The 23,840-nt window shown below is 72.6% G+C and carries 23 protein-coding genes and 3 pseudogenes; 18 read left to right on the top strand and 8 right to left on the bottom strand.

Annotated elements, in window-relative coordinates; translation table 11 throughout:
* A partial coding sequence (locus B4K29_RS08350; protein WP_286960050.1) for a hypothetical protein occupies positions 1–470 on the bottom strand: 470 nt, incomplete at its 3' end.
* A 196-nt stretch (positions 471–666) separates the two neighbouring features.
* Here B4K29_RS08350 and rimP point away from each other — a divergent pair.
* The 7 genes and pseudogenes from rimP to truB all read left to right on the top strand — a co-directional run bounded on the left by rimP (position 667) and on the right by truB (position 8,807).
* Positions 667–1,191 carry a ribosome maturation factor RimP gene (gene rimP, locus B4K29_RS08345; protein WP_019284245.1) on the top strand — a complete coding sequence of 175 codons (525 nt, stop codon included), beginning with the start codon at positions 667–669 and terminating at the stop codon, positions 1,189–1,191.
* Complete coding sequence (nusA, locus tag B4K29_RS08340; protein WP_029211215.1) at positions 1,191–2,234, top strand: transcription termination factor NusA; 1,044 nt, start codon at positions 1,191–1,193, stop codon at positions 2,232–2,234. Before rimP ends, nusA begins: the two co-directional genes overlap by 1 nt.
* A gap of 73 nt (positions 2,235–2,307) precedes the next feature.
* A complete protein-coding gene (locus tag B4K29_RS08335) occupies positions 2,308–2,625 on the top strand; it encodes a YlxR family protein (protein ID WP_051274059.1) in 318 nt (105 codons plus the stop codon).
* 168 nt (positions 2,626–2,793) lie between these two features.
* Positions 2,794–5,841, top strand: a complete 3,048-nt coding sequence (infB, locus tag B4K29_RS08330; RefSeq protein WP_286960043.1) for a translation initiation factor IF-2 — start codon at positions 2,794–2,796, stop codon at positions 5,839–5,841.
* A gap of 224 nt (positions 5,842–6,065) precedes the next feature.
* Entirely contained in the window at positions 6,066–7,109 is a 1,044-nt protein-coding gene (locus tag B4K29_RS08325) for a TRM11 family SAM-dependent methyltransferase (protein ID WP_286967018.1), read from the top strand.
* 65 nt (positions 7,110–7,174) lie between these two features.
* Positions 7,175–7,606: pseudogene (gene rbfA / locus B4K29_RS08320) on the top strand (30S ribosome-binding factor RbfA); the annotation flags it as partial.
* 232 nt (positions 7,607–7,838) lie between these two features.
* Positions 7,839–8,807, top strand: coding sequence for a tRNA pseudouridine(55) synthase TruB (truB, locus tag B4K29_RS08315; RefSeq protein WP_286967017.1), 969 nt, complete (start codon positions 7,839–7,841; stop codon positions 8,805–8,807).
* Between the two features lie 21 nt (positions 8,808–8,828).
* Here truB and B4K29_RS08310 read toward each other — a convergent pair whose 3' ends face one another.
* On the bottom strand, positions 8,829–9,467 hold the full coding sequence (locus tag B4K29_RS08310; RefSeq protein ID WP_029211221.1) for a GntR family transcriptional regulator: 639 nt from the start codon (positions 9,465–9,467) through the stop codon (positions 8,829–8,831).
* Here B4K29_RS08310 and B4K29_RS18340 point away from each other — a divergent pair.
* The 7 genes and pseudogenes from B4K29_RS18340 to B4K29_RS08275 all read left to right on the top strand — a co-directional run.
* A pseudogene (locus B4K29_RS18340) lies at positions 9,451–9,921 on the top strand (MFS transporter); the annotation flags it as partial. The gene B4K29_RS08310 and the pseudogene B4K29_RS18340 sit on opposite strands and share 17 nt — an antisense overlap.
* Before the next feature lie 91 nt (positions 9,922–10,012).
* Positions 10,013–10,906 carry an MFS transporter gene (locus B4K29_RS08300; protein ID WP_286960929.1) on the top strand — a complete coding sequence of 298 codons (894 nt, stop codon included), beginning with the start codon at positions 10,013–10,015 and terminating at the stop codon, positions 10,904–10,906.
* Positions 10,903–12,156 carry an alpha-hydroxy acid oxidase gene (locus B4K29_RS08295; RefSeq protein WP_376786238.1) on the top strand — a complete coding sequence of 418 codons (1,254 nt, stop codon included), beginning with the start codon at positions 10,903–10,905 and terminating at the stop codon, positions 12,154–12,156. The genes B4K29_RS08300 and B4K29_RS08295 overlap by 4 nt, the downstream gene beginning before the upstream one ends.
* A 170-nt stretch (positions 12,157–12,326) precedes the next feature.
* Positions 12,327–14,171, top strand: a complete 1,845-nt coding sequence (locus tag B4K29_RS08290; protein ID WP_029211224.1) for an AMP-dependent synthetase/ligase — start codon at positions 12,327–12,329, stop codon at positions 14,169–14,171.
* Between the two features lie 138 nt (positions 14,172–14,309).
* Entirely contained in the window at positions 14,310–15,023 is a 714-nt protein-coding gene (locus B4K29_RS08285; RefSeq protein ID WP_286960028.1) for an FMN-binding negative transcriptional regulator, read from the top strand.
* A 9-nt stretch (positions 15,024–15,032) separates the two neighbouring features.
* Positions 15,033–15,992 (top strand): bifunctional riboflavin kinase/FAD synthetase, encoded by a 960-nt coding sequence (locus B4K29_RS08280; protein WP_286960024.1) that lies wholly within the window; start codon positions 15,033–15,035, stop codon positions 15,990–15,992.
* Between the two features lie 79 nt (positions 15,993–16,071).
* The gene (locus B4K29_RS08275; protein WP_286967016.1) at positions 16,072–16,590 is read left to right on the top strand and encodes a DUF4442 domain-containing protein; all 519 of its coding nucleotides are present in this window, start codon (positions 16,072–16,074) and stop codon (positions 16,588–16,590) included.
* Positions 16,591–16,617: 27 nt separating this feature from the next.
* Here B4K29_RS08275 and B4K29_RS08270 read toward each other — a convergent pair whose 3' ends face one another.
* Positions 16,618–17,070 (bottom strand): DUF1772 domain-containing protein, encoded by a 453-nt coding sequence (locus B4K29_RS08270; RefSeq protein WP_286967015.1) that lies wholly within the window; start codon positions 17,068–17,070, stop codon positions 16,618–16,620.
* Between the two features lie 191 nt (positions 17,071–17,261).
* Here B4K29_RS08270 and B4K29_RS18335 point away from each other — a divergent pair.
* The 3 genes and pseudogenes from B4K29_RS18335 to B4K29_RS08260 all read left to right on the top strand — a co-directional run.
* A pseudogene (locus B4K29_RS18335) lies at positions 17,262–17,768 on the top strand (cupin domain-containing protein); the annotation flags it as partial.
* 116 nt (positions 17,769–17,884) lie between these two features.
* Complete coding sequence (locus B4K29_RS08265; protein WP_286967013.1) at positions 17,885–18,214, top strand: helix-turn-helix transcriptional regulator; 330 nt, start codon at positions 17,885–17,887, stop codon at positions 18,212–18,214.
* 146 nt (positions 18,215–18,360) lie between these two features.
* Positions 18,361–19,191: an NmrA family transcriptional regulator gene (locus tag B4K29_RS08260; protein ID WP_286967012.1), complete on the top strand. Its 831-nt coding sequence runs from the start codon at positions 18,361–18,363 to the stop codon at positions 19,189–19,191.
* Between the two features lie 27 nt (positions 19,192–19,218).
* Here B4K29_RS08260 and B4K29_RS08255 read toward each other — a convergent pair whose 3' ends face one another.
* Positions 19,219–19,362 (bottom strand): hypothetical protein, encoded by a 144-nt coding sequence (locus B4K29_RS08255; RefSeq protein ID WP_019284263.1) that lies wholly within the window; start codon positions 19,360–19,362, stop codon positions 19,219–19,221.
* 62 nt (positions 19,363–19,424) lie between these two features.
* Positions 19,425–19,580 carry a hypothetical protein gene (locus B4K29_RS08250; protein ID WP_019284264.1) on the bottom strand — a complete coding sequence of 52 codons (156 nt, stop codon included), beginning with the start codon at positions 19,578–19,580 and terminating at the stop codon, positions 19,425–19,427.
* Between the two features lie 68 nt (positions 19,581–19,648).
* On the opposite strand from B4K29_RS08250, the gene B4K29_RS08245 reads away from it, so the two are divergent.
* Positions 19,649–20,071, top strand: a complete 423-nt coding sequence (locus tag B4K29_RS08245) for a hypothetical protein (RefSeq protein ID WP_019284265.1) — start codon at positions 19,649–19,651, stop codon at positions 20,069–20,071.
* Positions 20,072–20,131: 60 nt separating this feature from the next.
* Here B4K29_RS08245 and B4K29_RS08240 read toward each other — a convergent pair whose 3' ends face one another.
* The 3 genes from B4K29_RS08240 to B4K29_RS08230 are packed head-to-tail and all read right to left on the bottom strand — an operon-like array spanning position 20,132 to position 23,823.
* A complete protein-coding gene (locus tag B4K29_RS08240) occupies positions 20,132–21,001 on the bottom strand; it encodes an SGNH/GDSL hydrolase family protein (protein WP_286967010.1) in 870 nt (289 codons plus the stop codon).
* Positions 21,002–21,028: 27 nt separating this feature from the next.
* Positions 21,029–22,606: an AAA family ATPase gene (locus tag B4K29_RS08235; protein ID WP_286967008.1), complete on the bottom strand. Its 1,578-nt coding sequence runs from the start codon at positions 22,604–22,606 to the stop codon at positions 21,029–21,031.
* Entirely contained in the window at positions 22,603–23,823 is a 1,221-nt protein-coding gene (locus B4K29_RS08230) for a toxic anion resistance protein (protein ID WP_239262473.1), read from the bottom strand. The genes B4K29_RS08235 and B4K29_RS08230 overlap by 4 nt, the downstream gene beginning before the upstream one ends.
* Positions 23,824–23,840 lie beyond the last annotated feature (17 nt).

Below are 23,840 nucleotides of genomic sequence, written 5' to 3'. Positions count from 1 at the left end.
GCCGACACCGTCGACCCCGCCGACGATGCAGCCGACGCCGACGACCCTGTCGCCGCAGCCGACACCGTCGACCCCGCCGACGATGCAGCCGTGGAGGAGGCCGTGGGGGAGGCCGCGGGGGAGGTGCGTTGCGCGTCCGGCACCCGGCGGTCGCGCAGCACCTGGTCGAAGGTGCGGGCCTGGACGGCGTGCAGGCGCGATGCCGTCACCCCGTCACCGGCCAGGCCGGTCGTCATACGGCCGAGGTCGGTCGACGCGCGCCAGGCGGCGAGCAGCAGCGCCTCGTCCTCGGTCGGCTCGCGGGTGGGGATCAGCGGCACGCGAGGGGCGTCGTCCTCCAGCCGGACCCGGCAGGCGGTCAGCAGCGCGAGCGGGGCGAGGGAGGCGGCCGTCAGCAGCGCGCGCCGCGAGGGCACCCCGGCGACGTCGCGCGGGGTGAGCGGGGCGGGCGGGGACGACCGGTCGACCATGGCTGCGATCCTGCCACCCGGACACGGGGCGCGGACGACGTGACACAGCCCGAGAGCACCCGGACGCGTGCTGTCATCCCGCTCGCCCGCTCGATAGAGTTCCAGCAGGGCCGATGGCATAGGGTGTGGACTTTGCCGGGCCCCGCGCACAGACGTGCCGCGGCGCAGGCGCACATCACCGAAAGCGGAGGCAACGATGGTCACCCGGAGCACCGAGCAGGACGTCCGCACGCTGCTGGACCCCGCGCTCGCCGAGCTGGGGCTCATGGTCGAGCAGCTCACCGTGCAGCAGGTGGGCAAGCGCCGCCTCGTGCGACTGACCGTCGACACCGACCTGGTGACCACGCCACCCGCCGACGAGACCACGGCCGTCGAGCCGCTCGACCTGGACCTGGTGGCCGACGCCACCCGACGCGTGAGCGAGCTCCTCGACGAGTCCGAGGTCATGGGCGAGCAGCCCTACGTCCTCGAGGTCGGCTCGCCCGGCGTCGACCGGCTGCTGACCGAGCCGCGACACTTCCGGCGCAACGTCGGTCGGCTCGTCAAGGCCTCGACCCCCGACGGCCAGGTCACCGGGCGCGTCGTCGCCGCCGGCCCCGAGCAGGTCACCCTCGAGGTCACCACCAAGGGTTCGTCGTCGACCCGGCAGCTCGCCTATCCCGACATCGCCCGCGCCCAGGTGCAGGTCGAGTTCACCCGCGCGACCGAGGAGAAGAACTGATGGACATCGACATGGCGGTCCTGCGGATGCTCGCCACCGAGCGCGAGATCCCGCTCGAGGTGCTCGTCAAGACCATGGAGGACGCGATGCTCCTCGCGTACTCCAAGACGGAGGGGGCGGCCCGCCGTGCCCGCGTCGAGCTCGACCGCAAGTCCGGCAAGGTGACGGTCTGGGCCCTCGAGGACCTCGAGCCCGTAGCCGAGGGCGAGCCGCGCCCCGAGCCCAGGGAGTATGACGACACCCCCGCCGACTTCGGGCGGGTCGCCGCCTCGACGGCGCGCCAGGTCATCCACCAGCGCATGCGTGACCTCGAGGACGAGTCCGTGCTCGGCGACTTCCGCGGCAAGGAGGGCGACATCCTGTCCGGCGTCGTCCAGCAGAGCTCCAACCCGCGGGTCGTCCAGGTGGCCCTCGGTGGGGGCGTGGAGGGCGAGCTGCACGTCTCCGAGCAGGTGCCGGGTGAGCGCTACGTCCACGGCGACCGCATCCGCTGCTACTGCGTGAGCGTCAAGCGGGGCAACCGCGGCCCGCAGATCATGTTGTCGCGCACCCACCCCAACCTCGTCCGCAAGCTCTTCGCCCTGGAGGTGCCCGAGATCGCCGACGGCACCGTCGAGATCGCGGCGCTGGCGCGCGAGGCCGGGCACCGCACCAAGATCGCCGTCATCGCCAAGGCCCCCGGCGTCAACGCCAAGGGCGCCTGCATCGGGCCGATGGGAGCCCGCGTCCGCGCGGTCATGACCGAGCTGCACGGCGAGAAGATTGACATCGTCGACTACTCCGACCAGCCCACCGAGTTCGTGGCGTCCGCCCTGTCGCCGTCCCGGGTGCTGTCCGTCGAGGTCGTGGACCCCAAGCTGCGCGCCGCCAAGGTCGTCGTGCCCGACTACCAGCTGTCGCTCGCCATCGGCAAGGAGGGGCAGAACGCCCGCCTCGCCGCCAAGCTGACGGGCTGGCGGATCGACATCCATCCCGACACCCCCGTGGGTGGCCGGCAGGCACCGGCCGACCCGGGCCCCGCCGACGCCGAACCGGGTGCCTGAGGCTCCCGGCCCGCCCGGCGAGCAGGGCTCCCCGCACGGCACGGTGCGACGACACGCCCGGGGACACGGTAGGATGGATCAGTCCGGTCGCACGACCACCACGACCTCGCCCGCCCCGGGTCCCGCCCGAACGTGCGTGGGCTGCCGTGGTGTCGGTGACCGGGCGGCTCTCCTGCGAGTGGTGGCGGAGCCGGACGAGCGTGGATCCCTCCACGTCGTCCCGGACCCGCTGCGACGCAGGCCCGGACGTGGAGCCTGGCTCCACCCGGACCCGGCCTGCCTGGAGCTCGCCGTGCGCCGCAAGGCGTTCGGGCGTGCCCTCCGTGCGGACGTCATGACCGACGTCGCCGCGCTGCGGGCGTGGGTGGAGAGCGAGCACGACCGGCCCTGACGGCACCCGTCGCCGAGGCCGTGACAGCACCGTCCGAGAACCGAAAGCGGGTTTGACGCTATGAGCACCCGATGAGTACTCAGCGATGAGCATGCCCCAGCACTAACGACGGTCCGTGACCGGCGGAGGACCTCTCCGCGCCCGCCCGGACCGAGATCAAGGAGAATTGTGGCTAAGGTCCGGGTCTACGAGCTCGCCAAGGAGCTCGGAGTCGAGAGCAAGGTTCTGCTCGAGCACCTGAAGAACCAGGGAGAGTTCGTCCGCGCGGCGTCCTCCACCATCGAGGCGCCGGTCGTGCGCCGCATCCGGGAGTCCTTCCCGGCCGAGCTCGCCGGCGGTTCCGGCGGCTCCCCCAAGACTGCCGCGGCGGCCCCCAAGCCTGCTGCTGGCACCCCGTCCCGTCCGACGCCGGGACCGGCCAGGAAGGCCGCCGCCCCCGCCGAGGAGAAGCCGGCGGCCCCGGCTGCCCCGTCGTCCGCGCGGGAGACGCCGGCAGCCCCGGAGGCTCCCGCCGCCGACACCCCCGCTCCGGCCAAGGCCGCCCCGAAGGCGCCCGCAGCCGAGGCACCGGCGCCCGCCGCCGCCCCTGCTCCGGCAGCCGCTGGCGCAGCCCCCGGCCCGCGGCCGGCACAGCCTGGTCCCCGACCGGCTGCTCCCGGCCCGCGCCAGCCGCAGACCTCCGGCCGCTCCGGCGGCCAGGGTGGTCAGGGCGGTCGTCCCGGAGCTCCTCGCCCCGGCAACAACCCGTTCGCGTCCTCGCAGGGCATGGGTCAGCGTCCCGAGCGCACCGAGCGTCCGGAGCGCACCGACCGCCCTGAGCGCACCGACCGCCCCGAGCGGACCGACCGTCCCGAGCGGACCGACCGCCCCGAGCGGACCGACCGTCCCGCTCGTGACGGCGGCGCACCTCGTCCCGGCGGGGCTCCGCGCCCCGGTGGTGGTCAGGGCTCGGCCCGTCCCGGCAACAACCCCTTCGCGCCCTCGCAGGGCATGCCTCGCCCCCAGGCGCCGCGTCCCGGTGGCCAGGCCGGCGCTGCCGGTCCTCGTCCGGGTGGCCCGCGTCCCGCGGCGCCTCGTCCCGGCGGCGCCCGTCCCACGCCCGGCGCCATGCCGAGCCGTTCGTCCGTGCCGCGTCCCGGTGAGCGTCCCGCCCGTGGTGGCGGCGGCGGTCGTCCCGGTGCGCCCGGTGGTGGCGGCGGCGGCTTCGGCGCGCGTCCCGGTGGTGGCGGCGGCTTCGCCGGCCGTCCCGGTGGCGGTGGTCGTCCCGGCGGTGGCGCCGGTCGCGGCGGCACCCAGGGTGCCTTCGGTCGCGGCGGCAAGCCCGCCCGCGGACGCAAGAGCAAGCGCGCGAAGCGTCAGGAGTTCGAGCAGATGCAGGCGCCGTCCATCGGTGGCGTCTCGGTGCCCCGTGGCGACGGCTCGACCGTCGTGCGCGTGCGCCGCGGCTCGTCGCTGACGGACTTCGCCGACCGCATCAACGCCAACCCGGCGTCGCTGGTCACCGTGCTGTTCCACCTCGGTGAGATGGCGACGGCGACGCAGTCGCTCGACGAGGACACCTTCAAGGTGCTCGGCTCCGAGCTCGGCTACGACATCCAGGTCGTCTCGCCGGAGGAGGAGGAGCAGGAGCTCTTCGCGTCCTTCAACATCGACCTCGAGGGCGAGGAGTACTCCGACGAGGAGCTCCAGGCCCGTCCGCCGGTCGTGACCGTCATGGGTCACGTCGACCACGGAAAGACCCGCCTGCTGGACGCGATCCGCAACGCCAACGTCATCTCGACCGAGGCCGGCGGCATCACCCAGCACATCGGTGCCTACCAGGTCGCCGTGCAGCACGAGGACCAGGAGCGCAAGCTCACGGTCATCGACACCCCCGGTCACGAGGCCTTCACGGCCATGCGTGCCCGTGGTGCCAAGGTCACCGACATCGCGATCCTCGTCGTGGCCGCGGACGACGGCGTCATGCCGCAGACCATCGAGGCGCTCAACCACGCCCAGGCCGCGGACGTGCCGATCGTGGTCGCCGTCAACAAGATCGACGTCGACGGCGCCAACCCGGCCAAGGTCCGCCAGCAGCTGACCGAGTACAACCTCGTCGCCGAGGAGTACGGCGGCGAGACGATGTTCGTCGACATCTCGGCCAAGCAGGGTCAGAACATCGACCAGCTGCTCGAGGCGGTCCTGCTCACCGCGGACGCCGCCCTCGACCTGCGCGCCAACCCCGAGACCGACGCCCGCGGCGTGGCCATCGAGGCCAACCTCGACCGTGGTCGCGGTGCGACGGCGACCGTCCTCGTCCAGCAGGGCACCCTGCGGGTCGGCGACGCGATCGTCGCCGGATCGGCCCACGGCCGCGTCCGCGCGATGCTCGACGAGCACGGCAAGCAGGTCAAGGAGGCGACCCCGTCGCGTCCCGTCCAGGTGCTCGGACTCGCGTCCGTGCCCCGCGCCGGCGACACCTTCGTCGTCGCGCCGGACGACCGCACCGCCCGGCAGATCGCCGAGAAGCGCGAGGCCGCGGACCGCCAGGCCAGCCTGGCCAAGTCCCGCAAGCGCATCTCCCTCGAGGACCTCAACGAGGCTCTCGCGGCCGGCAAGGTCGAGACGCTCAACCTCATCCTCAAGGGTGACGCGAGCGGTTCGGTCGAGGCGCTGGAGGACGCCCTCCTGCAGATCGACGTGGGCGAGGAGGTCGACCTGCGCATCATCGACCGCGGCGTCGGCGCGATCACGATGAACAACATCAACCTCGCCGTCGCCTCCAACGCGGTCATCATCGGCTTCAACGTCCGCGCCGAGGGCCAGAACGCCGAGTACGCCGACCGCGAGGGCGTCGAGATCCGCTACTACTCGGTCATCTACCAGGCGATCGAGGAGATCGAGGCGGCCCTCAAGGGCATGCTCAAGCCGGAGTTCGAGGAGGTGGAGCTCGGCACCGCCGAGATCCGCGAGATCTTCCGCTCCAGCAAGTTCGGCAACATCGCCGGATCGATCGTCCGCAGCGGCGAGATCAAGCGTGGCGCGAGGGCTCGCATCACGCGCAACGGGGTCGTCGTCTCCGAGAACGTCGAGGTCGCCGGCCTCCGACGCTTCAAGGACGACGTCACCGAGGTGCGCGAGGGCTTCGAGTGCGGCATCAACCTGGGGTCCTACAACGACCTCCAGCTGGGTGACCTCATCGCGACGTACGAGATGCGCGAGAAGCCGCGCGACTGAGCACCTGCGCGTGACGCTGCGAGGGACGAGCGGGCCGGACCTACCATCCGCCGCTCGTCCCTCGCGGCTCCCGGCCTCTGCCTTCATAGTCGGGCGGAGGTTGGGCGGTGGCTGGCGTCGGGCCCTGTCGGGACGGGACGGGCTGGGTCTGGCGGGAGCAGCGAGGCACGAGCTGCGGATGGAAGGCCCGTCCCGACAGGGCCCGACGGACACGAAGGACGACGATGAACTCCTACCTGGCGCTCGTGGCGCCTTCGCACAACCGGGTGTATGCCGATCGGGCGCCCGCCCTCATGGCGGCCGAGCTGCGTTGTGTCGCTGATGCGCTCGTGCCGGACGGCGTCACGGACGTCGCGCCGGTCGAGGTGGCGGGGGTCGACTACCTCGGGTTCGAGACGGCGGCGCCGCTGACCGGCGACCCGCTCCGCGCGGTGTCGGCGCTGTCCGGCATACAGGCCCTGTATCTGCGCGAGGGCGACGAGCACGCTGCCCTGCTGAGGCCGGTCGCGCTGGAACGACCGGACCGGTTCCCGAGCGACCTGGTCACGATCCTGAAGTACCAGGGCAAGACCAACGAGCAGTTCACCCGGCTGCTGCTGACCGTCACCGCCATGGCGACGGCGTGGCCCGAGCGCTACCTCGACGGCACCATGACGGTCCTGGACCCGATGTGCGGTCGCGGCACCACGCTCAGCACCGCCATCACGCTCGGGCTCGACGTCACCGGCATCGACCTGGACGCCAAGGACCTCGAGGCCTACCAGGCCTTCCTCAGCACCTACCTGCGCCAGCACCGGGTCAAGCACAAGCTGACCTCCGGAGGCATCCGCCGCAACGGCAAGACCCTCGGGCGCCGCTTCGACGTCGAGCTGGCCGCCGACAAGGACGACTACAAGGCGGGACGCGTGCAGCGCGTGACCTACCTGGGAGTCGACACGACCAGGCTGCAGGGCCTGCTGCCCGCCGGGCAGACCAACGTGATCGTCACCGACACGCCCTACGGCGTCCAGCACGGCAGCCACGGCGACCGCCTGGCCCGCAGCCCGCTCGACCTGCTCGACGAGGCGCTGCCCGGGTGGGTCCGGGCGCTGCGCACCGGGGGCGCGGTCGGGCTCGCGATCAACCGGCACGTGGCCCCCCGCGACGACGTGACCGACCTGCTGGGGCGACATGGCCTCACCGTGGTCGACCAGGGTGGTTACGGTGGACTCCGTCACCGCGTCGACGCCTCCATCGACCGCGACATCGTGGTCGCCCGCAAGGGCTGACCCACGCACCACGCCCGTCGGCACCCCCGCCGGCGGCGTCCGACCCATCACGAAGGGGCACTCTCATGCCAGACCCGGCACGCGCCCGCAAGATCGCCGACCGCATCAAGGTCGTCGCGGCCGAGTATCTCGAGTACCGCCTCAAGGACGAGCGCCTCGGCTTCGTCACCATCACCGACGTCCGCGTCACCGGTGACCTGCAGCACGCCTCGATCTTCTACACCGTCTTCGGCTCCGACGAGGAGCGCGAGGGCACCGCCGCCGCCCTGCAGGACAACCTGGGCCGGATCCGGTCCTACGTCGGCAAGGCCCTCGGCATCCGGCTCACCCCGAGCCTGGAGTTCATCGCCGACGCTCTGCCCGAGACGTCCTCCCAGCTCGAGGACGCACTGCGCAAGGCACGCGAGCGGGACGAGGAGCTGGCCCGCCAGCGCGCGCAGGCCGCCTACGCCGGTGACGCCGACCCCTACAAGAAGCCCGTGGGCGCCGACGACGAGCTGTCCGGGGTGGGCGCGGCACCTGCCGACTCCGCCGGCGACGTCACCTCCGCCAGCGACGTCACCTCCGCCAGCGACTCGGACTCGGTGGACGGCTACATGGCCGTGCCCCCGCCCGCGTCCGTCAAGGACGGCGGCGTCGACGCCGAGGAGGCCTCCCAGCTCGAGGACGTGGCCGCGCTGGACCTGGTCGACCAGGAGGAGGACGCCGCCCAGGGCACCGGGCGTGCCGATGGCTAGGAGCCGTGATTCCGACGGACCCGACGGCCTGCTCGTCGTGGACAAGCCGGCCGGCTGGACCAGCCACGACGTGGTCGGGCGGGTCCGCAGGCTGGCCGGCACCCGCAAGGTCGGTCACGCCGGCACGCTCGACCCCATGGCCACGGGCGTCCTCGTCCTGGGGCTGGGGCGCGGCACCAGGCTGCTGACCTTCCTGGTGGGCTGCGACAAGGCCTACGACGCGACGATCCGCCTGGGCCAGGCGACGGTCACCGACGACGCCGAGGGCGAGGTGACGGCGACCACGCCGGTGGACGGTGTCACCCCCGAGCGCGTGGCGGCCGCGGTGGCCGGGCTCACGGGCGCCATCGAGCAGGTCCCGAGCGCCGTGTCGGCGATCAAGGTCGACGGGCGCCGCTCCTACGCCCGGGTCCGGTCGGGCGAGGACGTCGAGCTGCCCGCGCGCCCGGTCACGGTGTCCCGCTTCGACATCCACGACCAGCGCGTGGCGGGGGAGACGGCATACGACCTGGACGTGAGCGTCGAGGTCTCGTCGGGCACCTATGTGCGCGCCCTGGCGCGCGACCTCGGCTCGGCCCTCGGCGTGGGTGGTCACCTGACCGCGCTGCGCCGCACCCGCGTGGGCGGCTACGCCCTGGACGTGGCGGCGGACCTCAAGGGCCTGACGGCGGCGTATGACGCCGCGCGCACCCGCCTCGGCGTGGACCGGCTCGACCGCGCGGACCTGCCCGCCCTGCCGCTGCTGGACCTGGCGACCGCGGCGCGCGCGCAGTTCCCGGCGCACGAGCTCACGGCCGAGGAGGCCACGGCGCTGGGCTACGGCCAGCGGATCGGCTCCGGGGTGCCGGGGGAGGGCGTGGTCGCGGGGTTCGCCCCGGACGGTCGCCTGGTGGCGATGCTGGACGAGACGCGGGCGCAGGCCCGCAGCCTCGTGGTGCTGGCCCCGGCCGAGCCGCGCTGACGACGCGTCACCAGCCGGGCATCAGCGATAGAACGCCGCGATCATCGCGCTCTCGGCTTCGGTGAGGTGGTCGCGCATGATCCGCTCGGCGGCGGCCGGGTCGGCGGCGCGGATCGCGTCCAGGACGTCGGCGTGCGCGGCGTGCTCGCTGTCGGCGGCGATGTAGGTCGCGAGCGGGGGCAGCAGGGCGTGCGCGCGGGTGGTCTCGTCGAACAGGTGCGACAGCGTCGCCTCGGCCCGGCGGTTGCGGGCGGCGGCGGCGATCCGCCGGTGGAACAACGACGCGGCACGGACGGCCTCCGCGTGCTCCGAGGCGGACACCTGCTGCTCCAGGAGGCCCTCGAGGTCGGTGACCAAGGCCGCGGTCACCCCGGCGGCGGCCGCGGCGGCGACCATGGGCTCGACGGCCCGGCGCAGCTCCATGACCTCGCGGATGTCGTGGAAGCCCATGCTGCTGACGGTGTAGCCGCGGCGGGGGATGACGGTGACCCAGCCCTCGACGGCGAGCATCTGCAGGGCCTCGCGGACGGGGGTCTTGGAGACGGAGTACTCCTCGGCGAGGGACTTCTCGAGGAGCAGGTCGCCCGGGTGCACGTCGGTCGCGACGATCCGCGCGCGCAGCTCGTCGCGCAGCCGCTCGGACATGGACTCGTGGGACATGGGGCCATCCTGGCAGATCCACCGGCCGAGAACCCTTGCGGATCTCTGTCATATATCTGCAGTATGTCTATCGACACCCCCGAACCAGGAGCTGACAATGACGTCTGCGCGCTCTGCTGCACCCCCCACCGCCCCGCCGGACCGGCTCACCCCCGGCGCCCGCAAGGCCCTCGTCGCCTCCATGGTGGGCACCCTCATCGAGTGGTACGACTACGCCCTCTACGGCGCCGCCGCCGGCCTGATCATCGGCCCGCTCTTCTTCCCCAACAGCCTCTCGGCCGCGGGCGACCTGGCCGCCTTCGCGACCTTCGCCGTCGGCTTCCTCTTCCGCCCCCTCGGCGGGCTGATCATCGCCCACATCGGTGACCGCGTCGGGCGCAAGCCCGCCATGATCCTCACGATCGCGCTCATGGGACTCGCCACCGTCGGGATCGGCCTGCTGCCGACCGCGGCCACCCTGGGCATCTGGGCCGCCTTGCTGCTCGTGCTCCTGCGCATCCTGCAGGGCTTCGGGGGCCGGCGCCGAGCTCGCGGGCGCCCTGACGGTGGTCGCCGAGTTCGCGCCGCCGCGCCGCCGCGGGTTCTACACCGCCATCGTGCTGTCCGCGCCGCCCGCCGGCACGCTCCTCGCCACCCTGGCCTTCCTCTCCGTGTCGTCGGTGCCCACGGAGACGCTGCTGGGCGGCCTGTGGCGCGTGCCCTTCCTCGTGTCGGCGGTCCTGTTCTTCCTCGCCCTGTGGATCCGCCGCCACATGGACGAGACGCCGGAGTTCGCCGCCGCCCAGCGCCGCCAGGAGCACCAGCGCAAGCAGGCCGTGCCGGCGGCCGAGCTCCTGCGTGGCTCCTGGCGCCAGGTGCTGCTGGCCTTCCTGTCCGTCACCGGGCACAACGCCAACAACTACATCCTCGCGGCGTTCTCGCTCTCCTACCTCACCAAGCAGGCCGGCATGGCCAAGCCCGAGGCGCTCCTCGCGGTCTCGATCGCCTCGCTGTGCGGCGTCCTCGCCTCGCCCGTCGGCGGCCTGATCGGCGACCGGATCGGGGCCGGACGGGCCATGGGGATCGGCGCCGCGATCGGCGTGCTCTACGCCTACCCGTTGTTCCTGGCGATGCAGACGGGCGACCTGCTGATCGTGACCCTGGCGCTGTGCTTCGGCTACGGCGTGGTGCTGGCGCTGACGTCCGGTGCGCAGGGCGCCTTCCTCACCAACCTGTTCCCCGCCCGCTACCGCTTCTCCGGGGTGGCCGTCGCCCGGGAGCTCAACGGCGCGATCGTCGCGGGCAACACGCCGCTGATCGCGGCGGCGCTCATCTCCGCCGCCCACGGCGCGGTCCACCTGGCGGCCGGGTTCCTCGCGCTGTGCTTCGCCGTCACCCTGCTCGCGGTCCTGCTGGCCCGCGGGTCCGCCGACAACCCCCGCACCGAGGTCGCCCCGTGAGCCTGCCCACCGATCCACGCCGTATGCCGCGCCGCCTGCCTCGTCCCGCCGAGCTGCGACCGCTGGTGCGCTTCACGGCGCCGAGCCGCGACCTGACCGGCGCCCGCCTCGCCCGGGCCGCCGACGTCGGCGACCTGCGCCGCATCGCCCGGAGGGTCACGCCGAGCGGCCCCTTCGACTACGTGGACGGCGCGGCCAACGGCGAGGAGGGCCTGCGCCGCAACTGGGCGGCCTTCCGCCAGGTCGAGCTGCGCCCGCAGGTGCTGCGGCCGGTGCCCGCGGTGGACCTGTCGGTCGACGTCCTGGGTGGCCGCAGCAGCCTCCCCGTCGGCATCGCCCCCACCGGGTTCACGCGGATGATGCACACCGAGGGCGAGGTCGCCGGCGCCCGGGCCGCGGCGAGGCACGGCGTGCCGTTCGCGCTGTCCACGATGGGCACCACCTCCATCGAGGCGCTCGCGCAGGCGGCGCCGGACACGCGGCGATGGTTCCAGCTCTACCTCTGGAAGGACCGGCGCGAGGACTGCCTCGAGCTCGTGCAGCGGGCCCGCGCGGCGTCATACGACACCCTCCTGGTGACCGTGGACACCGCCACCGGCGGGCTCCGGCACCGGGATGCCCGCAACGGGATGACGATCCCGCCCACGCTGACCTGGCGGACCGTCCTCGACGCGTCCTACCGCCCCCGGTGGTGGTGGGACTTCCTCACCACCGAGCCGCTGACCTTCGCGTCCCTGACGGACAGCACGACCGCCACGTCCGCCGTGATCGGCTCGATGTTCGACCCCACCCTGGGCCTCGAGGACCTCGACTGGATCCGGTCGGCGTGGCCGGGATCGTTGGTGGTCAAGGGGATCCAGTCCGCCGACGATGCCCGCATGGTCGTGGACCGGGGCGCCGACGCGGTCTATCTCTCCAACCACGGCGGTCGTCAGCTGGACCGGCCACCGGTGCCGCTGCGCGAGCTCCCGTCGGTGCGGGCGGCCCTCGGGCCCGACGTCCCGATCATCCTCGACTCGGGGATCACCTCGGGCGCCGACGTGCTCGCGGCGCTGGCGCTCGGCGCCGACTTCACCATGATCGGCCGGGCCTACCTCTACGGCCTCATGGCCGGGGGAGAGCGCGGCGTGGACCGGCTGCTCGAGCTGCTCACCCGCGAGATGGCCACGACCATGCAGCTGCTCGGGGTGGGCTCGGTGTCCGAGCTCGGACCCGAGCACGTCCGCCTCGACTGGCTCGAGCAGCGCTGAGGCTCGGCCGGGCTCCCGCCCGACGGGCTGCCAGGCTCGACCGGCGCCACGGCGCCGAACAGGGGAGAGTGTGAGATGCGTCCTTCCTTTTCGCGACGCGAACAGGCACACTCGCCCGAAAGCTACTCGTGGGTCACCCCGCACCCATCCCTCGACGTGGAGGAGAAGACATGCCCCTGCTGTCCGCCAAGGACGAGAAGGTCGACTGGCCGGTCATCGACAACCGCATGGAGAGCGTCGCGCACGTCTTCCGTGACCGGGCCGCCAAGACCCCGGACGGAGCCGGCTTCCAGTACTTCCGCGGCGACGAGCTGCAGACGCTGACCTGGCGTCAGGTCAAGGACCGGGCCTACGACCTCGCGGCCGGGCTCATCGTGCTCGGCGTCCAGCACGAGGACCGGGTCGCCGTCGCCTCGACCACCCGGCTGGAGTGGGCCCTGGCCGACCTGGCCATCATGTGCAGCGGCACCGCCACCAGCACCGTCTATCCGACGACCATCGCCAGCGAGGTGGCGTTCATCATCGCCGACTCCGGCAGCCGGGTCGTCTTCGCCGAGGACGACACCCAGGTCGCCAAGGTGCGCGAGCAGCGCGACCAGCTCCCCGACGTGATGAAGGTCGTGACCTTCGACGGGACCCCGGACGGCGACTGGGTCATCACGCTCGACGACCTCGCCGAGCTGGGCCGGACGGCACTCGCCGAGGACCCGCAGCTGGTCGACCGCCGCATCGACGGCATCTCGCGCGAGCACGTCGCGACCCTCATCTACACCTCCGGCACGACCGGCCGTCCCAAGGGTGCGATCCTCACCCACGACTGCATCGTCTACGAGGGCGCCGCGGTCGACGCGGTCCAGCTCGTGACCCAGGACGACCTGCAGTACCTCTGGCTGCCGCTCTCGCACGTCATGGGCAAGCTGCTGCTGGCGCTGTCCTTCCAGGTGGGCTTCCCCACCTGCATCGACGGCCGCATCGACAAGATCGTCGAGAACATGGAGATCGTGAAGCCCACCTTCATGGGTGCGGCGCCGCGGATCTTCGAGAAGGCCTACGCCCGCATCAGCACGGTCCTCATGGAGGGTCCGCCGCAGAAGGTCAAGATCGCCACGTGGGCCCTCAAGGTCGGCCGCCAGGTGGCCGAGCTGAAGGAGCGGGGCGAGTCGATCCCCGTCCCGCTGCAGCTGCAGCACCAGCTCGCGGACCGTCTGGTGCTCAGCAAGGTTCGCGCGCGCTTCGGCGGCCGGATCAAGTCCATGGTCTCCGGCTCGGCCAAGCTCGACCCGGAGATCGCGCGCTGGTTCGCCGCGTGCGGACTGCTCATCACCGAGGGCTACGGCCTGTCCGAGACGAGCTCCGCCTCCTCGGTCAACCGTCCCAACCCCGGGAGCTACAGCTTCGGGACGGTGGGGTGGCCCGTGCCGGGCACGCAGTTCAAGACCGCCGAGGACGGCGAGATCCTGATGAAGGGGCCGGGCGTCATGCGCGGCTACCACAACGCCCCCGAGCTGACCGAGCAGGTCTTCACCGACGGGTGGTTCCACACCGGCGACATCGGCGAGATCGACGACCGCGGCTTCATCCGCATCACGGACCGCAAGAAGGACGTCTTCAAGACCTCTGGCGGCAAGTACGTCGCGCCCTCGCAGATCGAGATCCAGTTCAAGGGCCTGTGCCCCTACGCCAGCCAGTTCATCGTCTACGGCAGCGAGCGCAACTACGTCACCGCCCTGATCGCGCTGGACGAGGTCATGATCATGCCCTGGGCCCAGGAGCACGGTCTGGCCGGCAGGTCCTATGCCGAGGTGGTCGCCTCTCCCGAGGCCGAGCAGCTGATCCAGGGGTATGTCGACCAGCTCAACAGCGGGCTCAACCGCTGGGAGATGGTCAAGCGGTTCTCGATCCTGCCTCGCGACCTCACCGTGGAGGACGGGGAGCTGACCCCGAGCCTCAAGCTCAAGCGCAAGGTGGTCTCCGACCGCTTCGCCGATCACATCGAGCGCAACTACAGCGCCTGAGGTCATCACCGCCGCCCAGCGGCCGGGCGAGCCCTCGTGGCTCGCCCGGCCGTTCGCCGTCCCCGCCCGCGTGCGGGTTCTGCGCTGGGAGCGCGGGGTTCGCACGGTGCGGGTGGACGCGCCTGAGAGCATGGGGCCATGTACGTCCCCGCGCACTTCGCCATGACCGACGACCAGGTGCGCGAGCTCCTGCGCACCTGCGAGATGGGCGAGCTGGTCACCCATGGCGAGGACGGGCTGCACGCCACCCCGCTGCCGTGGCTGTATGACGAGCAGGCCGGGCCGCTCGGCACGCTGGTCGCCCACGTCGCCCGCACGAATCCCCAGTGGCAGCATGTGAATCCGCAGGTGGGGTCAGGGGCGGTGGCGCGTTCGTCCGAGGCCATGGTGATGCTGCGCGGCCCTGACCACTACGTGAGCCCGGGCTGGTTGCCGTCCAAGGCCGAGCACGGTCGGGTCGTCCCGACGTGGGACTACCTGACGGTGCACGCCTACGGACCGCTCGTGGCCGTCGACGACCCGGATCGGGTGCGTGACGCGGTGACGCGGCTGACGGCGCGCCACGAGACCGGGCGCCCGGAGCCGTGGACGCCGGACGAGGCGCCCGCCCCGTGGCTCGAGGGGCAGCTCCGGGCCATCGTGCGCATCGAGGTGCCGATCACGCGGTGGGTCGCCAAGGCGAAGATGTCGCAGAACAAGACGCCCGCCGACGTGGAGGCCGAGATCGCCGCGCTGCGTGGGTCGGGGAGGCAGGAGGCGGCGGCATACAAGCAGGCTGTCTCCCTGCCCGCGGCGCAGCGACGGGCGCAGGTGCTGGCCGACGTGGGCCGGCGCCGTCGCCCGGGAGACTAGAGTTGGGACGTGCATCGATGGAATGACCTGTCCCAGATCCCCGCGGACCTCGGCCCGACGGTCGTGACGCTGGGCAACTTCGACGGCGTCCACCGGGGGCACAAGGCGGTCCTGCAGGCGGTCCTGCAGCTGGCGTCCGAGCGCGGCGCGCAGACGGTCGCGGTGACCTTCGACCCCCACCCGGTCGCGGTGCTGCACCCGGAGCGCGCGCCCGCCCCCGTCACGTCCCTCGAGCACCGCCTCGACCTGATCGAGCACGTCGGTCTCGACGCGGTCCTCGTGGAGGAGTTCACGCACGAGCTGGCGCTGATGTCGCCCGAGGACTACGTCCGCACCGTCTTCGTCGACGCCCTGCACGCGTGCGCCGTAGTCGTCGGCGAGGACACCCGCTTCGGCCACAAGAACTCCGGCGACGCCGCGACGCTGCGCGAGCTCGGCGCCCGCTACGGCTTCGAGGTGATGACCGTCGCCGACCTGGGGGAGGGCCAGCGCTGGTCCTCGAGCCTGGTGCGGCAGCGGCTGGGCGACGGCGACGTCGCCGGGGCGGCCGCGGTGCTGGGGCGCCCGCACCGTGTGATGGGCACCGTCGTGCACGGCGACCACCGCGGCCGCGAGCTCGGCTACCCGACCGCCAACCTGAGCCAGGACGCGCAGGGGATGATCCCCGCGGACGGCGTGTATGCCGGGTGGCTGACCCGGGTCGCCCTGGATGACGACGACCAGGAGCGCGTGCTGCCCGCCGCGATCTCGGTGGGCACCAACCCGACCTTCGAGGGCACGCAGCGACGGGTCGAGGCCTATGTCCTGGACCGCACCGACCTCGACCTCTATGGCGACCAGGTGGCGGTCGAGTTCGTCGAGCGGCTGCGCCCCACGCTCAAGTTCGACTCGGTCGAGGAGCTCCTGGCGGTCATGTCGGACGACGTCGCGCGCTGCCGCGAGGTGCTCTCGTCGATCGTGCCGGCCTGACCTCGCCTGCTGCGCGCGACGGCGTGGCGCGACGTGCTTCGTCCTGGCACCGCTACCGGTGAGTAGGTAGGGTCTGCCCATGCCGTTGCCCCGACGCCTCCCGCGCACCTACGCCGACCTCACCGCCTTCCTCGGGTCGGCCGAGGCCATGCGGCGGTTCATGAACCTCTGGCCGCCATTCCTGTGCTCCAGCATCCACATCACGGCGATCAGCGAGGACTTCCGCCACGTCGCCGTGCGCCTGCGCAAGCACCGGCTCACCGCCAACTACGTGGGGACGCAGTACGGCGGGTCGCTCTACTCCATGACCGACCCCTTCTGGATGCTGCTCGTGCTGCGCAACCTCGGCTCGGACTACGTGGTGTGGGACAAGGCCGCCGAAATCGAGTTCGTGGCGCCCGGCCGCACCGAGGTGTCGACGGAGTTCCGGCTCACCGAGGAGCACCTCGAGCAGGTCCGCCGCGAGACCGCCGACGGCGCCAAGTGCCTCGTGTGGTTCGACAACGAGGTCGTGGGGACCGACGGCTCGGTGGTGGCCCGCGTGCGCAAGCAGGTCTACGTCCGGCGCAAGCGCGACCGCGGGGCCGTCACCGGTTGAACGCCGCTCACGGGCCGGTCGCCGAGCTCACGGGCTGGTCGCCGAGCTGACGAGCAGCGCGATGCCGCCGCCCACCGACAGCGCCGCGCGGACCGTGTTGGCCCGCGTCCACTCGGTGAGGTAGTCCCGCCACACCGGCCCCGCCGCCGGGGACGCCGCGTCGACCCGGGCCAGCCGCGTGTTGCGGGGGACGTGGTAGGCCAGGGTCATGGCGAAGCCCGCGAGGTAGGCGATGGACCCGGTCGCGGCCAGACCACGGTCCTGCCACAGCACGGCCGCGCTCAGCGCCGCCGTGCCGAAGAACGCGGACAGGAACGGTGCCCGCTCGACCCGGCGGTTGAGGTCCTGCATGGTGGCCGCGGCGACCGGGGTGGGGAGCGCGGCGAGCCGCGGCATCACCCGCCACGAGAAGGCGACGTAGAGACCGCCGACCGCGAGCGAGCCCAGTCCGGCGACGGCGGTGACGAGCGATGACGACATGGGGATCTCCTGGCCTCGACCTGACGTCCGCGGCACCGGTCGGTGCCGGACCCCACCAGCACATCACCGGGGCGGGCCCGCTCCCATGGCCCTGGCTCTCGGCGGCATGCGCCGGCGTCTCGGCCCGGGCGTGAGGTGCCTCGGGGGCGGAGCGCCGGGCCCAGGACCGGTACAGGTCCTAGGTTGGGGTCATGGACCCCCTGTCCGGCTTCCTCGACGGGCCACGCGCCCGCGGCGCCTTCCTCCTGCGGGTCGTCATGCGGCCGCCGTGGTCGATCGCCGTCGCCGACGAGGCACCCCTCACCCTGGTCCAGCAGGTGCACGGCCGGTCGTGGTTCCGACCGGAGGGCGCCCGTCCGACGGCGCTGGGCCCCGGCGACGCGGTGGTCGTCCGATCGCCCGTCACCTACACCCTGTCCACGGACGTGGACGCGCCACCGTCGATCGTGATCGGGCCCGGGCAGGGGTGCTCGGGGTCGGACGGCCGGGACCTGTCGGAGGAGATGGCGGCCGGGGTCCGGACCTGGGGCAACGACCCGGACGGCGAGGACTGCCTGCTGGTGGGCACCTATCGCAGCGACGGCGAGGTGGGGCGGCTCCTGCTGCGGGCCCTTCCGGCATACCTGGTCGTCCGCTCCCCGGCCCCGGGTGTCGCCTCGCTGCTCCAGGACGAGCTGGCCACGGCGGCCCTCGGCCAGGACAGCATGCTCGACCGCCTCCTCGACCTGCTGCTCATCGCGACCCTGCGGGCCTGGGCGACCGACCCGGGGACCCTTCACGCCTCCGGCTGCTGGCCGCGGGGCAGGACCCGGTCGTGCAGGCCTCGGTGCGCCTCCTGCAGGAGAGGCCGGGGGAGCCCTGGACGGTCGAGCAGCTCGCGCGCACGGTGGGCCTGTCTCGGCCGGCCCTCGCGCGGCGGTTCGGGGAGGTGGTCGGGGTGCCACCGATGGCCTATCTCATGCAGTGGCGGCTGGCCCTCGGCGCCGACCTGCTCCGCGGCGACGACCTCACGGTGGGCGCGATCGCGCACCGGGTGGGCTACGCCAGCCCGTTCAGCTTCAGCGCGGCCTTCAAGCGGGAGTATGGCGTCAGCCCCCAGGCGTACCGGACCGGCGAGGACCAGCCGGACGTGGCAGCCACGTGAGGTGACGGCGAGTCCCACGCATGCCGGCGAGCGCGGGGAGCATGGCCCGCCCCGGCGGGCGTGCGGTGGCATGGAGGCAGCGGATCTCCCCGCACGGGGCGACCATCCGTCCCGCACAGCCACCCACCCATCGACAGGAGCTCGCCATGATCGCCGTCATCGGAGCGACCGGCAAGACCGGCTGCCGCATCGTCCACCGCCTCGAGAGCACCGGGACCCCCCACCGTCCGCTGTCTCGTTCGACCGCCGTCCGCTTCGACTGGGACGACCCCGCGACCTGGTCGGACGCACTGGAGGGGGTGGACGCGGCCTACGTGTCCTACCACCCCGACCTGGCGTTCCCCGGCGCCGTCGAGGCGATCACCGCTCTCGCGGGCCTCGCTCGCGACCACGGTGTGCGACACCTGACGCTGCTGTCCGGCCGCGGCGAGGAGGCTGCCGAGGCGGCGGAGCGGGCCGTGCAGACCGCAGGGATCGCCTCCTGGACGATCGTGCGCTGCAGCTGGTTCGACCAGAACTTCAGCGAGTCCTTCTTCCGCGAGCCCGTGCGGTCCCGGGTGATCGCCATCCCGGCCGGCGGCGCGGTCGAGGCCTTCGTCGACGCCGAGGACATCGCCGACGTCGCGGTCGCGTCCCTCACCAGGCCGGGTCACTCGGGCGAGGTCTACGAGCTGAGCGGGCCCCGGCTCCTCGGTTTCGCCGACGTGGCGCACGAGCTCGGCGAGGCGATCGGCCGCGAGGTGCGCTACGAGCCGGTGACGCCGGCTGAGTACGCGGTGATGCTGCAGGCCGAGGGGCTGCCGATGGACTTCGTCGACCTGTTCACGTCGATCCTGGACGGGCGCAACGCCTCGGTGACCGACGGTGTGCGGAGGGCGCTTGGCCGCGAGGCGACCGACTTCGCGGACTACGCGCGGCGGGCTGCCGCGTCGGGCGTCTGGGAGGTCAGCCCCGTCGCCCGCGTCGAGGTGGGATGACGTCTCGCGCTCCGGGAGCAGTCAGGCTCACCCGTCGAAGGCGCGTTGCCATGAGCTCGGGTGCCGGGTCCACGGCGGCACGCGCCACTTCGCCTCCCAGGCCCAGGTCTGGAAGGTCCGGAACGGTGCCGACGGGGTGACGCCGTGGATGGCGGCCAGGAGCTCGCTCATCCTGACGAGCACGTCGTCGTCGACGATGCGGATCGGACCGGCAGTCGCTCGCCGTGGCTGCGTCAGGGCTCCTCCGTCATCAGTCGCAGCACGGACCGGCGTCCGGACTCGTCCTCGATCGCCAGCATCGTCGACGTCATGCCGCCGGCCAGGCGGCCGCACGTCACGATGTCTCTGCCCAGGACGGCCTCGGCCCAGGCGAGAGCGGCGTCGATCACCTCGCAAGCCTATGAGCCGATCGCGCCCGACCCCCCAAGCCATGTCGCAGCGCTGCTAGCGTTCCTGCATGGACGACGCCGTGGACGTGTTCAAGCGAGCCGCCGTCGATGCCGACATCCCAACGCTCATGACGACGCTCGCGGACGACGCCTGTCTCGTCTCCCCGTTGGTGGGAGGGGCGACGTTCCGGGGTCACGACGACCTGCGCATCCTGCTGACCGCTGTGTACACGACCATCTCGGGCCTGACATGGACAGAGCATCACCGCGACGGAGCCACTCACGTCGTCCTGGGCGCGGGCAGGGTCGCGGGACGTCCCCTCGTGGACGCGATGATCGTCGACACCAACGATGCCGGCATGATCCAGAGGATCCGCCCCCACCTGGGGCCTTGGTCGGGCCTCACCGCGTTCGCCGTCGCCATGGGGCCGAAGCTCGCCCGCCACCCTGGCGTTCTCCGCCGTGCCGCCCAGGCGTCGGCCGCTGGGTAGCGTGGGACGTCGGACGACGACCGATCAGCGACGCGCCTGAAGCGGTCCCGGACTCCGACCTCAGCGGCCGAGCTCGGCCTCGACGGCCTTGGCGATGACGCGCTGGCCCTGCTCGTCGGGGTGCTCGCCGTCCTCGGCCAGCAGTCGGGTGGGGTCGACGCTCCCGTCGGCCTTGAACGCCGCATAGGTGTCGACGGTGCCGGCGCCGCGCTCGTGGGCCGCCTCGGCGAGCTCGGCGTTGACCCGACGGGTGAGCCGGTCGGTCCAGGCGTTGAAGGAGGAGGACTCCTCCTCCTTGGCCACCGCGCCGTCCACCGAGACGTTCCAGTAGGTGGTGAGGTAGACCCGGACGCCCGAACGGTGCGTGGTCTCGTCGATGGCGGTCAGGGCGGTCCGCACGTCGGCGCCGACGGCCTCGGCCTTGCTGGCGATGCAGGCGTCGTCGCAGTCTCGGTCGGACGTCTCGGTGAACGTCTCGACCACGTCGTTGGCGCCGATCGTGATCAGGACGACGTCGGCGTCGTCGAGGGCCTTGCGGGTGTCGGCGTCGGTCCTGACCTGCTCGATCAGGTCGGGGGTGGTCAGTCCGCTCACGGCGAGGTTGGCCGACGTGACGGGGGCGCCGGGGCGGGAGAGGTCGGCGGCGACGATGTCCCCGAACGACCGGCCACCCGTCGCGGCACCCTCGGCGACCGAGTCTCCGAGGGTGACGACCTTGTGGATCGGGGCACCCTTGGGGGTGGGGGTCGGCGAGGACGACCTGGCCGCCGCCGCGCCGGACCCGCTGACCCCGGTTGCGTTGACGCTGGACCCGCCGGCGCGGGACTGCGCGTGCGCACCCGGGCCGGGCAGGCACGGGTGCCACACCACGGCAGCGGTCACCAGACCGGCTGCGGTGGCCACACCGAGGGGGAGGGCGTGTCGACGCATCACCAAGGATACCCAGCCCGGCTGGGCTCAGACGGTGAGATCCACGCCCTCGCGCTCGTCCAGGTCCTCGGCCTCGATCGTGCGCAGCTGCTCGACGGAGGGGTCGTCCTCCTCGCGCAACCGCCAGGCGTGACGCCCGATGGCTCCCTCGAGGGTGTTGCGGGCGAAGCGCCCGTTGCCGAAGGACTCGCCGCGCGGCGTCGCGGCCAGGATCTCGCGGAACCGCGTGATCGCGCCCTCCGACAGGTCGTAGTCGTTCTTGGCCGACAGGTCCTCGATGATCCCCACGAGCTCGTCGTCGGTGTAGTCCTCGAACTCGATGACCGTGTTGAACCGGCTCTGCAGCCCGGGGTTGGTGCGGATGAACTCCGACATCGGCTCGGGATAGCCCGCCACGATGACGACGAGGTCGGCGCGGTGGTCCTCCATCTCCTTGACCAGGGTGTCGATGGCCTCCTTGCCGTACTGGTCGCCGTTGAGCGCGTAGGCCTCGTCGATGAACAGCACGCCGCCGAGCGCGGAACCGACGACCTCGGAGGTCTTGGTCGCGGTCTGCCCGAGGTAGCCCGCCACCAGCTCGGAGCGGTCGACCTCGACCAGCTGCCCCTTGCTCAGCAGCCCGAGCGCCCGATAGATCCCGCCGACGAGACGGGCGACGGTGGTCTTGCCCGTGCCCGGGTTGCCGGTGAAGACGAGGTGTCGCGTCAGCGTGGCGGACCGCAGCCCGGCCTTCTCACGCTTGGCCTCCATCTGCAGCAGGGCGACCTGGCGGTGCACCTCGCGCTTGACGCGGGCGAGCCCGACCAGGGCATCGAGCTCGGCCAGCAGCTCGTCGACGGACTTCTCCGGCTCGGGGGGCGCCACCGGCTCGGCCGGCTCGCTCGGGGTGGTGGGAGCGGCGCGGGGGGCGGACGGCTGCTCGGGGATGCCGGGTGCGCCCGGGCCGGACGGGGGAGGGCCGGCCGGTATGCCGGGTGGCGTCGGCGGGGCAGGGTGCGGGGCATCGCCCACGGACGGGGGTCGCAGCCCGCGCAGCGCCTGCAGGGTCGCCGCCTCGAGCGCCCGCAGCTGCTCGCGGACGGAGTCGGACGACGAGGACGGTGGCGACGCGGATGCTCGCGGCGAGCCGGCGACCCCGGGTGGGGTCGGCGCGTCCGGCATACGGCCGGGTGGTGCTGCCCCGACGGCAGAACCCGGCGCGCCCGCCGCGGCCAGCTGGGCACCGGCGGAGGTGGTCGCGCGACCGACGGCCCCGGAGTCGGCCCCCGGCAGGGTGCACGCGGCCGTGGCGACCTCGGCGAGGGCGGACGCGTAGGCCGCGGCGTGGGACGAGCCGTCGGCGAGCAGCCCCGTCAGCAGGGTGGACGGGGACGACGCGAACCGGCGCCCGCGCGGCGCGTGCTCGAAGAACTCCGACCCCCACCGCCCGAGCTCCGTGGCCCAGGAGGTGTGGACGGTGCTGCCCGGACGTGAGGTCTGGAGCACGGCCGCCGACAGGGCCAGGCCCTCGTCACGGACCCGCTCGGCGTCCAGCCCCGCCGCGCGGCCCGCCTCGACCAGGGCGTCGATCGACGCCCGCAGACCGCCGGGGCCCGACCCGCTCACTGGCCGAGGTCGAGCGAGCCGGCGGCGCGGCGCTCGTCGGTCTGGCGGACGCGAGCGAGGTACTCCTGGCTCTTGGACACCTCGCCCTCGAGGGTGCCGATGGTGGTGGCCATCGTGTCCAGGGCCTCGTTGCGGAAGCTGTCGATGGCGTCCATGGTCGTGTAGATGTTCTGGAAGGCCGCCTGCAGCTGCGGCAGCCCGATCGTCGCCGACGCCGCCTGGCGCTGGATCTCGACGGAGTTGTCGCGCAGCAGCTCGGAGGTGCGCTCGATCATCGTCGAGGTCGTCGCGTTGAGGGCGGTGATCTGCTCGAGGACGAGCTTCTGGTTGTTGAGGGCCTGGGCCACGATGACGGCCGTGCGCAGGGCGCTGACGGTGGTCGTGGAGGCGCGGTCGACGCCCTTGATCAGCTCGATGTTGTTCTTGATCACGATGTCGATGGCCAGGTAGTTCTGGATCGACACGGCGAGCTGGGTGAGCAGGTCCTGGTGCTTCTGGCGGACGTAGAAGAGCACGTCCTCGCGCAGCGCCTTGGCCTTGTCGGGGTCGGTGACGTCCAGCTCCGCGATCTGCGCCGCGACCTTGGCGTCGAGCCGCTCCGCGACGTAGATGTACTGGTTGAGCAGCCCCATCGTGGTCCAGAGCTGGGTCTTCTCCTGGTTGAGCGCGACGTTGTCCTGCTGCAGCTCGGCCTGGCCGTTCTTGAGGGCCTGCAGGATGCCGTCGAGGTGGCCCTGCGCGGACTCGTAGCGGCGGAAGTAGTCGGTGACCTTGTCGCCGAAGGGGATCATCCCGAGGAACTTCTTGGAGCCCCGGGCCTGGCTCGGGTCGAGGTCCTCGACCGTGCGGCGCAGGTCCAGCAGGGACTTGCCGACGCCGGACTCCTGGGACAGGCCGCCCTTCTGCAGAGCCGTGACCGGGGTCTTGAGCAGGCGGTTGGACGACTCGGCGGCCTTGCGGATCTCGGCGTCACCCATGGTGCGCACGTCCGCCGCCTTGGCCTCGAACTCCGGCGACTTGGCCTGCGCGCCGGTCAGCGCCGAGAGGTAGTCGTCGACCTTGGCGTCCAGGCCCGGCATCGCGGACGGGTCGACCGCCGGCGCCATCTTGGGTGCCTGCGTCGCCTGCACGGGCGCGGGGGCGGGCGGGGCCTCGAGCCGCAGGGCGGGCTCGGTGGCGGCTGCGGTCGCGGGAGGGGGCGTGAGCGGCTCGGTCATGGGGTCTCCTCGATCGG

Source organism: Arsenicicoccus sp. UBA6765 (genome assembly GCF_002453335.1).
GTDB classification, from domain to species: domain Bacteria; phylum Actinomycetota; class Actinomycetes; order Actinomycetales; family Dermatophilaceae; genus Arsenicicoccus; species Arsenicicoccus bolidensis.
Note: the sequence above shows the minus strand (reverse complement) of the source record. Positions and strands in the feature narration are given on the sequence as shown.

Excerpts from the sequence above, each read along its gene's own strand:
- B4K29_RS08275 (WP_286967016.1), top strand. The coding sequence starts at position 16,072 with ATGCCGTTGCCCCGACGCCTCCCGCGCACCTACGCCGACCTCACCGCC.
- truB (WP_286967017.1), top strand. The coding sequence starts at position 7,839 with ATGGCTAGGAGCCGTGATTCCGACGGACCCGACGGCCTGCTCGTCGTG.
- B4K29_RS08230 (WP_239262473.1), bottom strand. The coding sequence starts at position 23,823 with ATGACCGAGCCGCTCACGCCCCCTCCCGCGACCGCAGCCGCCACCGAG.
- B4K29_RS08245 (WP_019284265.1), top strand. The coding sequence starts at position 19,649 with ATGGACGACGCCGTGGACGTGTTCAAGCGAGCCGCCGTCGATGCCGAC.
- B4K29_RS08290 (WP_029211224.1), top strand. The coding sequence starts at position 12,327 with ATGCCCCTGCTGTCCGCCAAGGACGAGAAGGTCGACTGGCCGGTCATC.
- B4K29_RS08240 (WP_286967010.1), bottom strand. The coding sequence starts at position 21,001 with ATGCGTCGACACGCCCTCCCCCTCGGTGTGGCCACCGCAGCCGGTCTG.
- B4K29_RS08310 (WP_029211221.1), bottom strand. The coding sequence starts at position 9,467 with ATGTCCCACGAGTCCATGTCCGAGCGGCTGCGCGACGAGCTGCGCGCG.
- nusA (WP_029211215.1), top strand. The coding sequence starts at position 1,191 with ATGGACATCGACATGGCGGTCCTGCGGATGCTCGCCACCGAGCGCGAG.
- B4K29_RS08325 (WP_286967018.1), top strand. The coding sequence starts at position 6,066 with ATGAACTCCTACCTGGCGCTCGTGGCGCCTTCGCACAACCGGGTGTAT.
- B4K29_RS08270 (WP_286967015.1), bottom strand. The coding sequence starts at position 17,070 with ATGTCGTCATCGCTCGTCACCGCCGTCGCCGGACTGGGCTCGCTCGCG.
- rimP (WP_019284245.1), top strand. The coding sequence starts at position 667 with ATGGTCACCCGGAGCACCGAGCAGGACGTCCGCACGCTGCTGGACCCC.
- B4K29_RS08260 (WP_286967012.1), top strand. The coding sequence starts at position 18,361 with ATGATCGCCGTCATCGGAGCGACCGGCAAGACCGGCTGCCGCATCGTC.
- B4K29_RS08335 (WP_051274059.1), top strand. The coding sequence starts at position 2,308 with ATGGATCAGTCCGGTCGCACGACCACCACGACCTCGCCCGCCCCGGGT.
- B4K29_RS08255 (WP_019284263.1), bottom strand. The coding sequence starts at position 19,362 with ATGAGCGAGCTCCTGGCCGCCATCCACGGCGTCACCCCGTCGGCACCG.
- B4K29_RS08285 (WP_286960028.1), top strand. The coding sequence starts at position 14,310 with ATGTACGTCCCCGCGCACTTCGCCATGACCGACGACCAGGTGCGCGAG.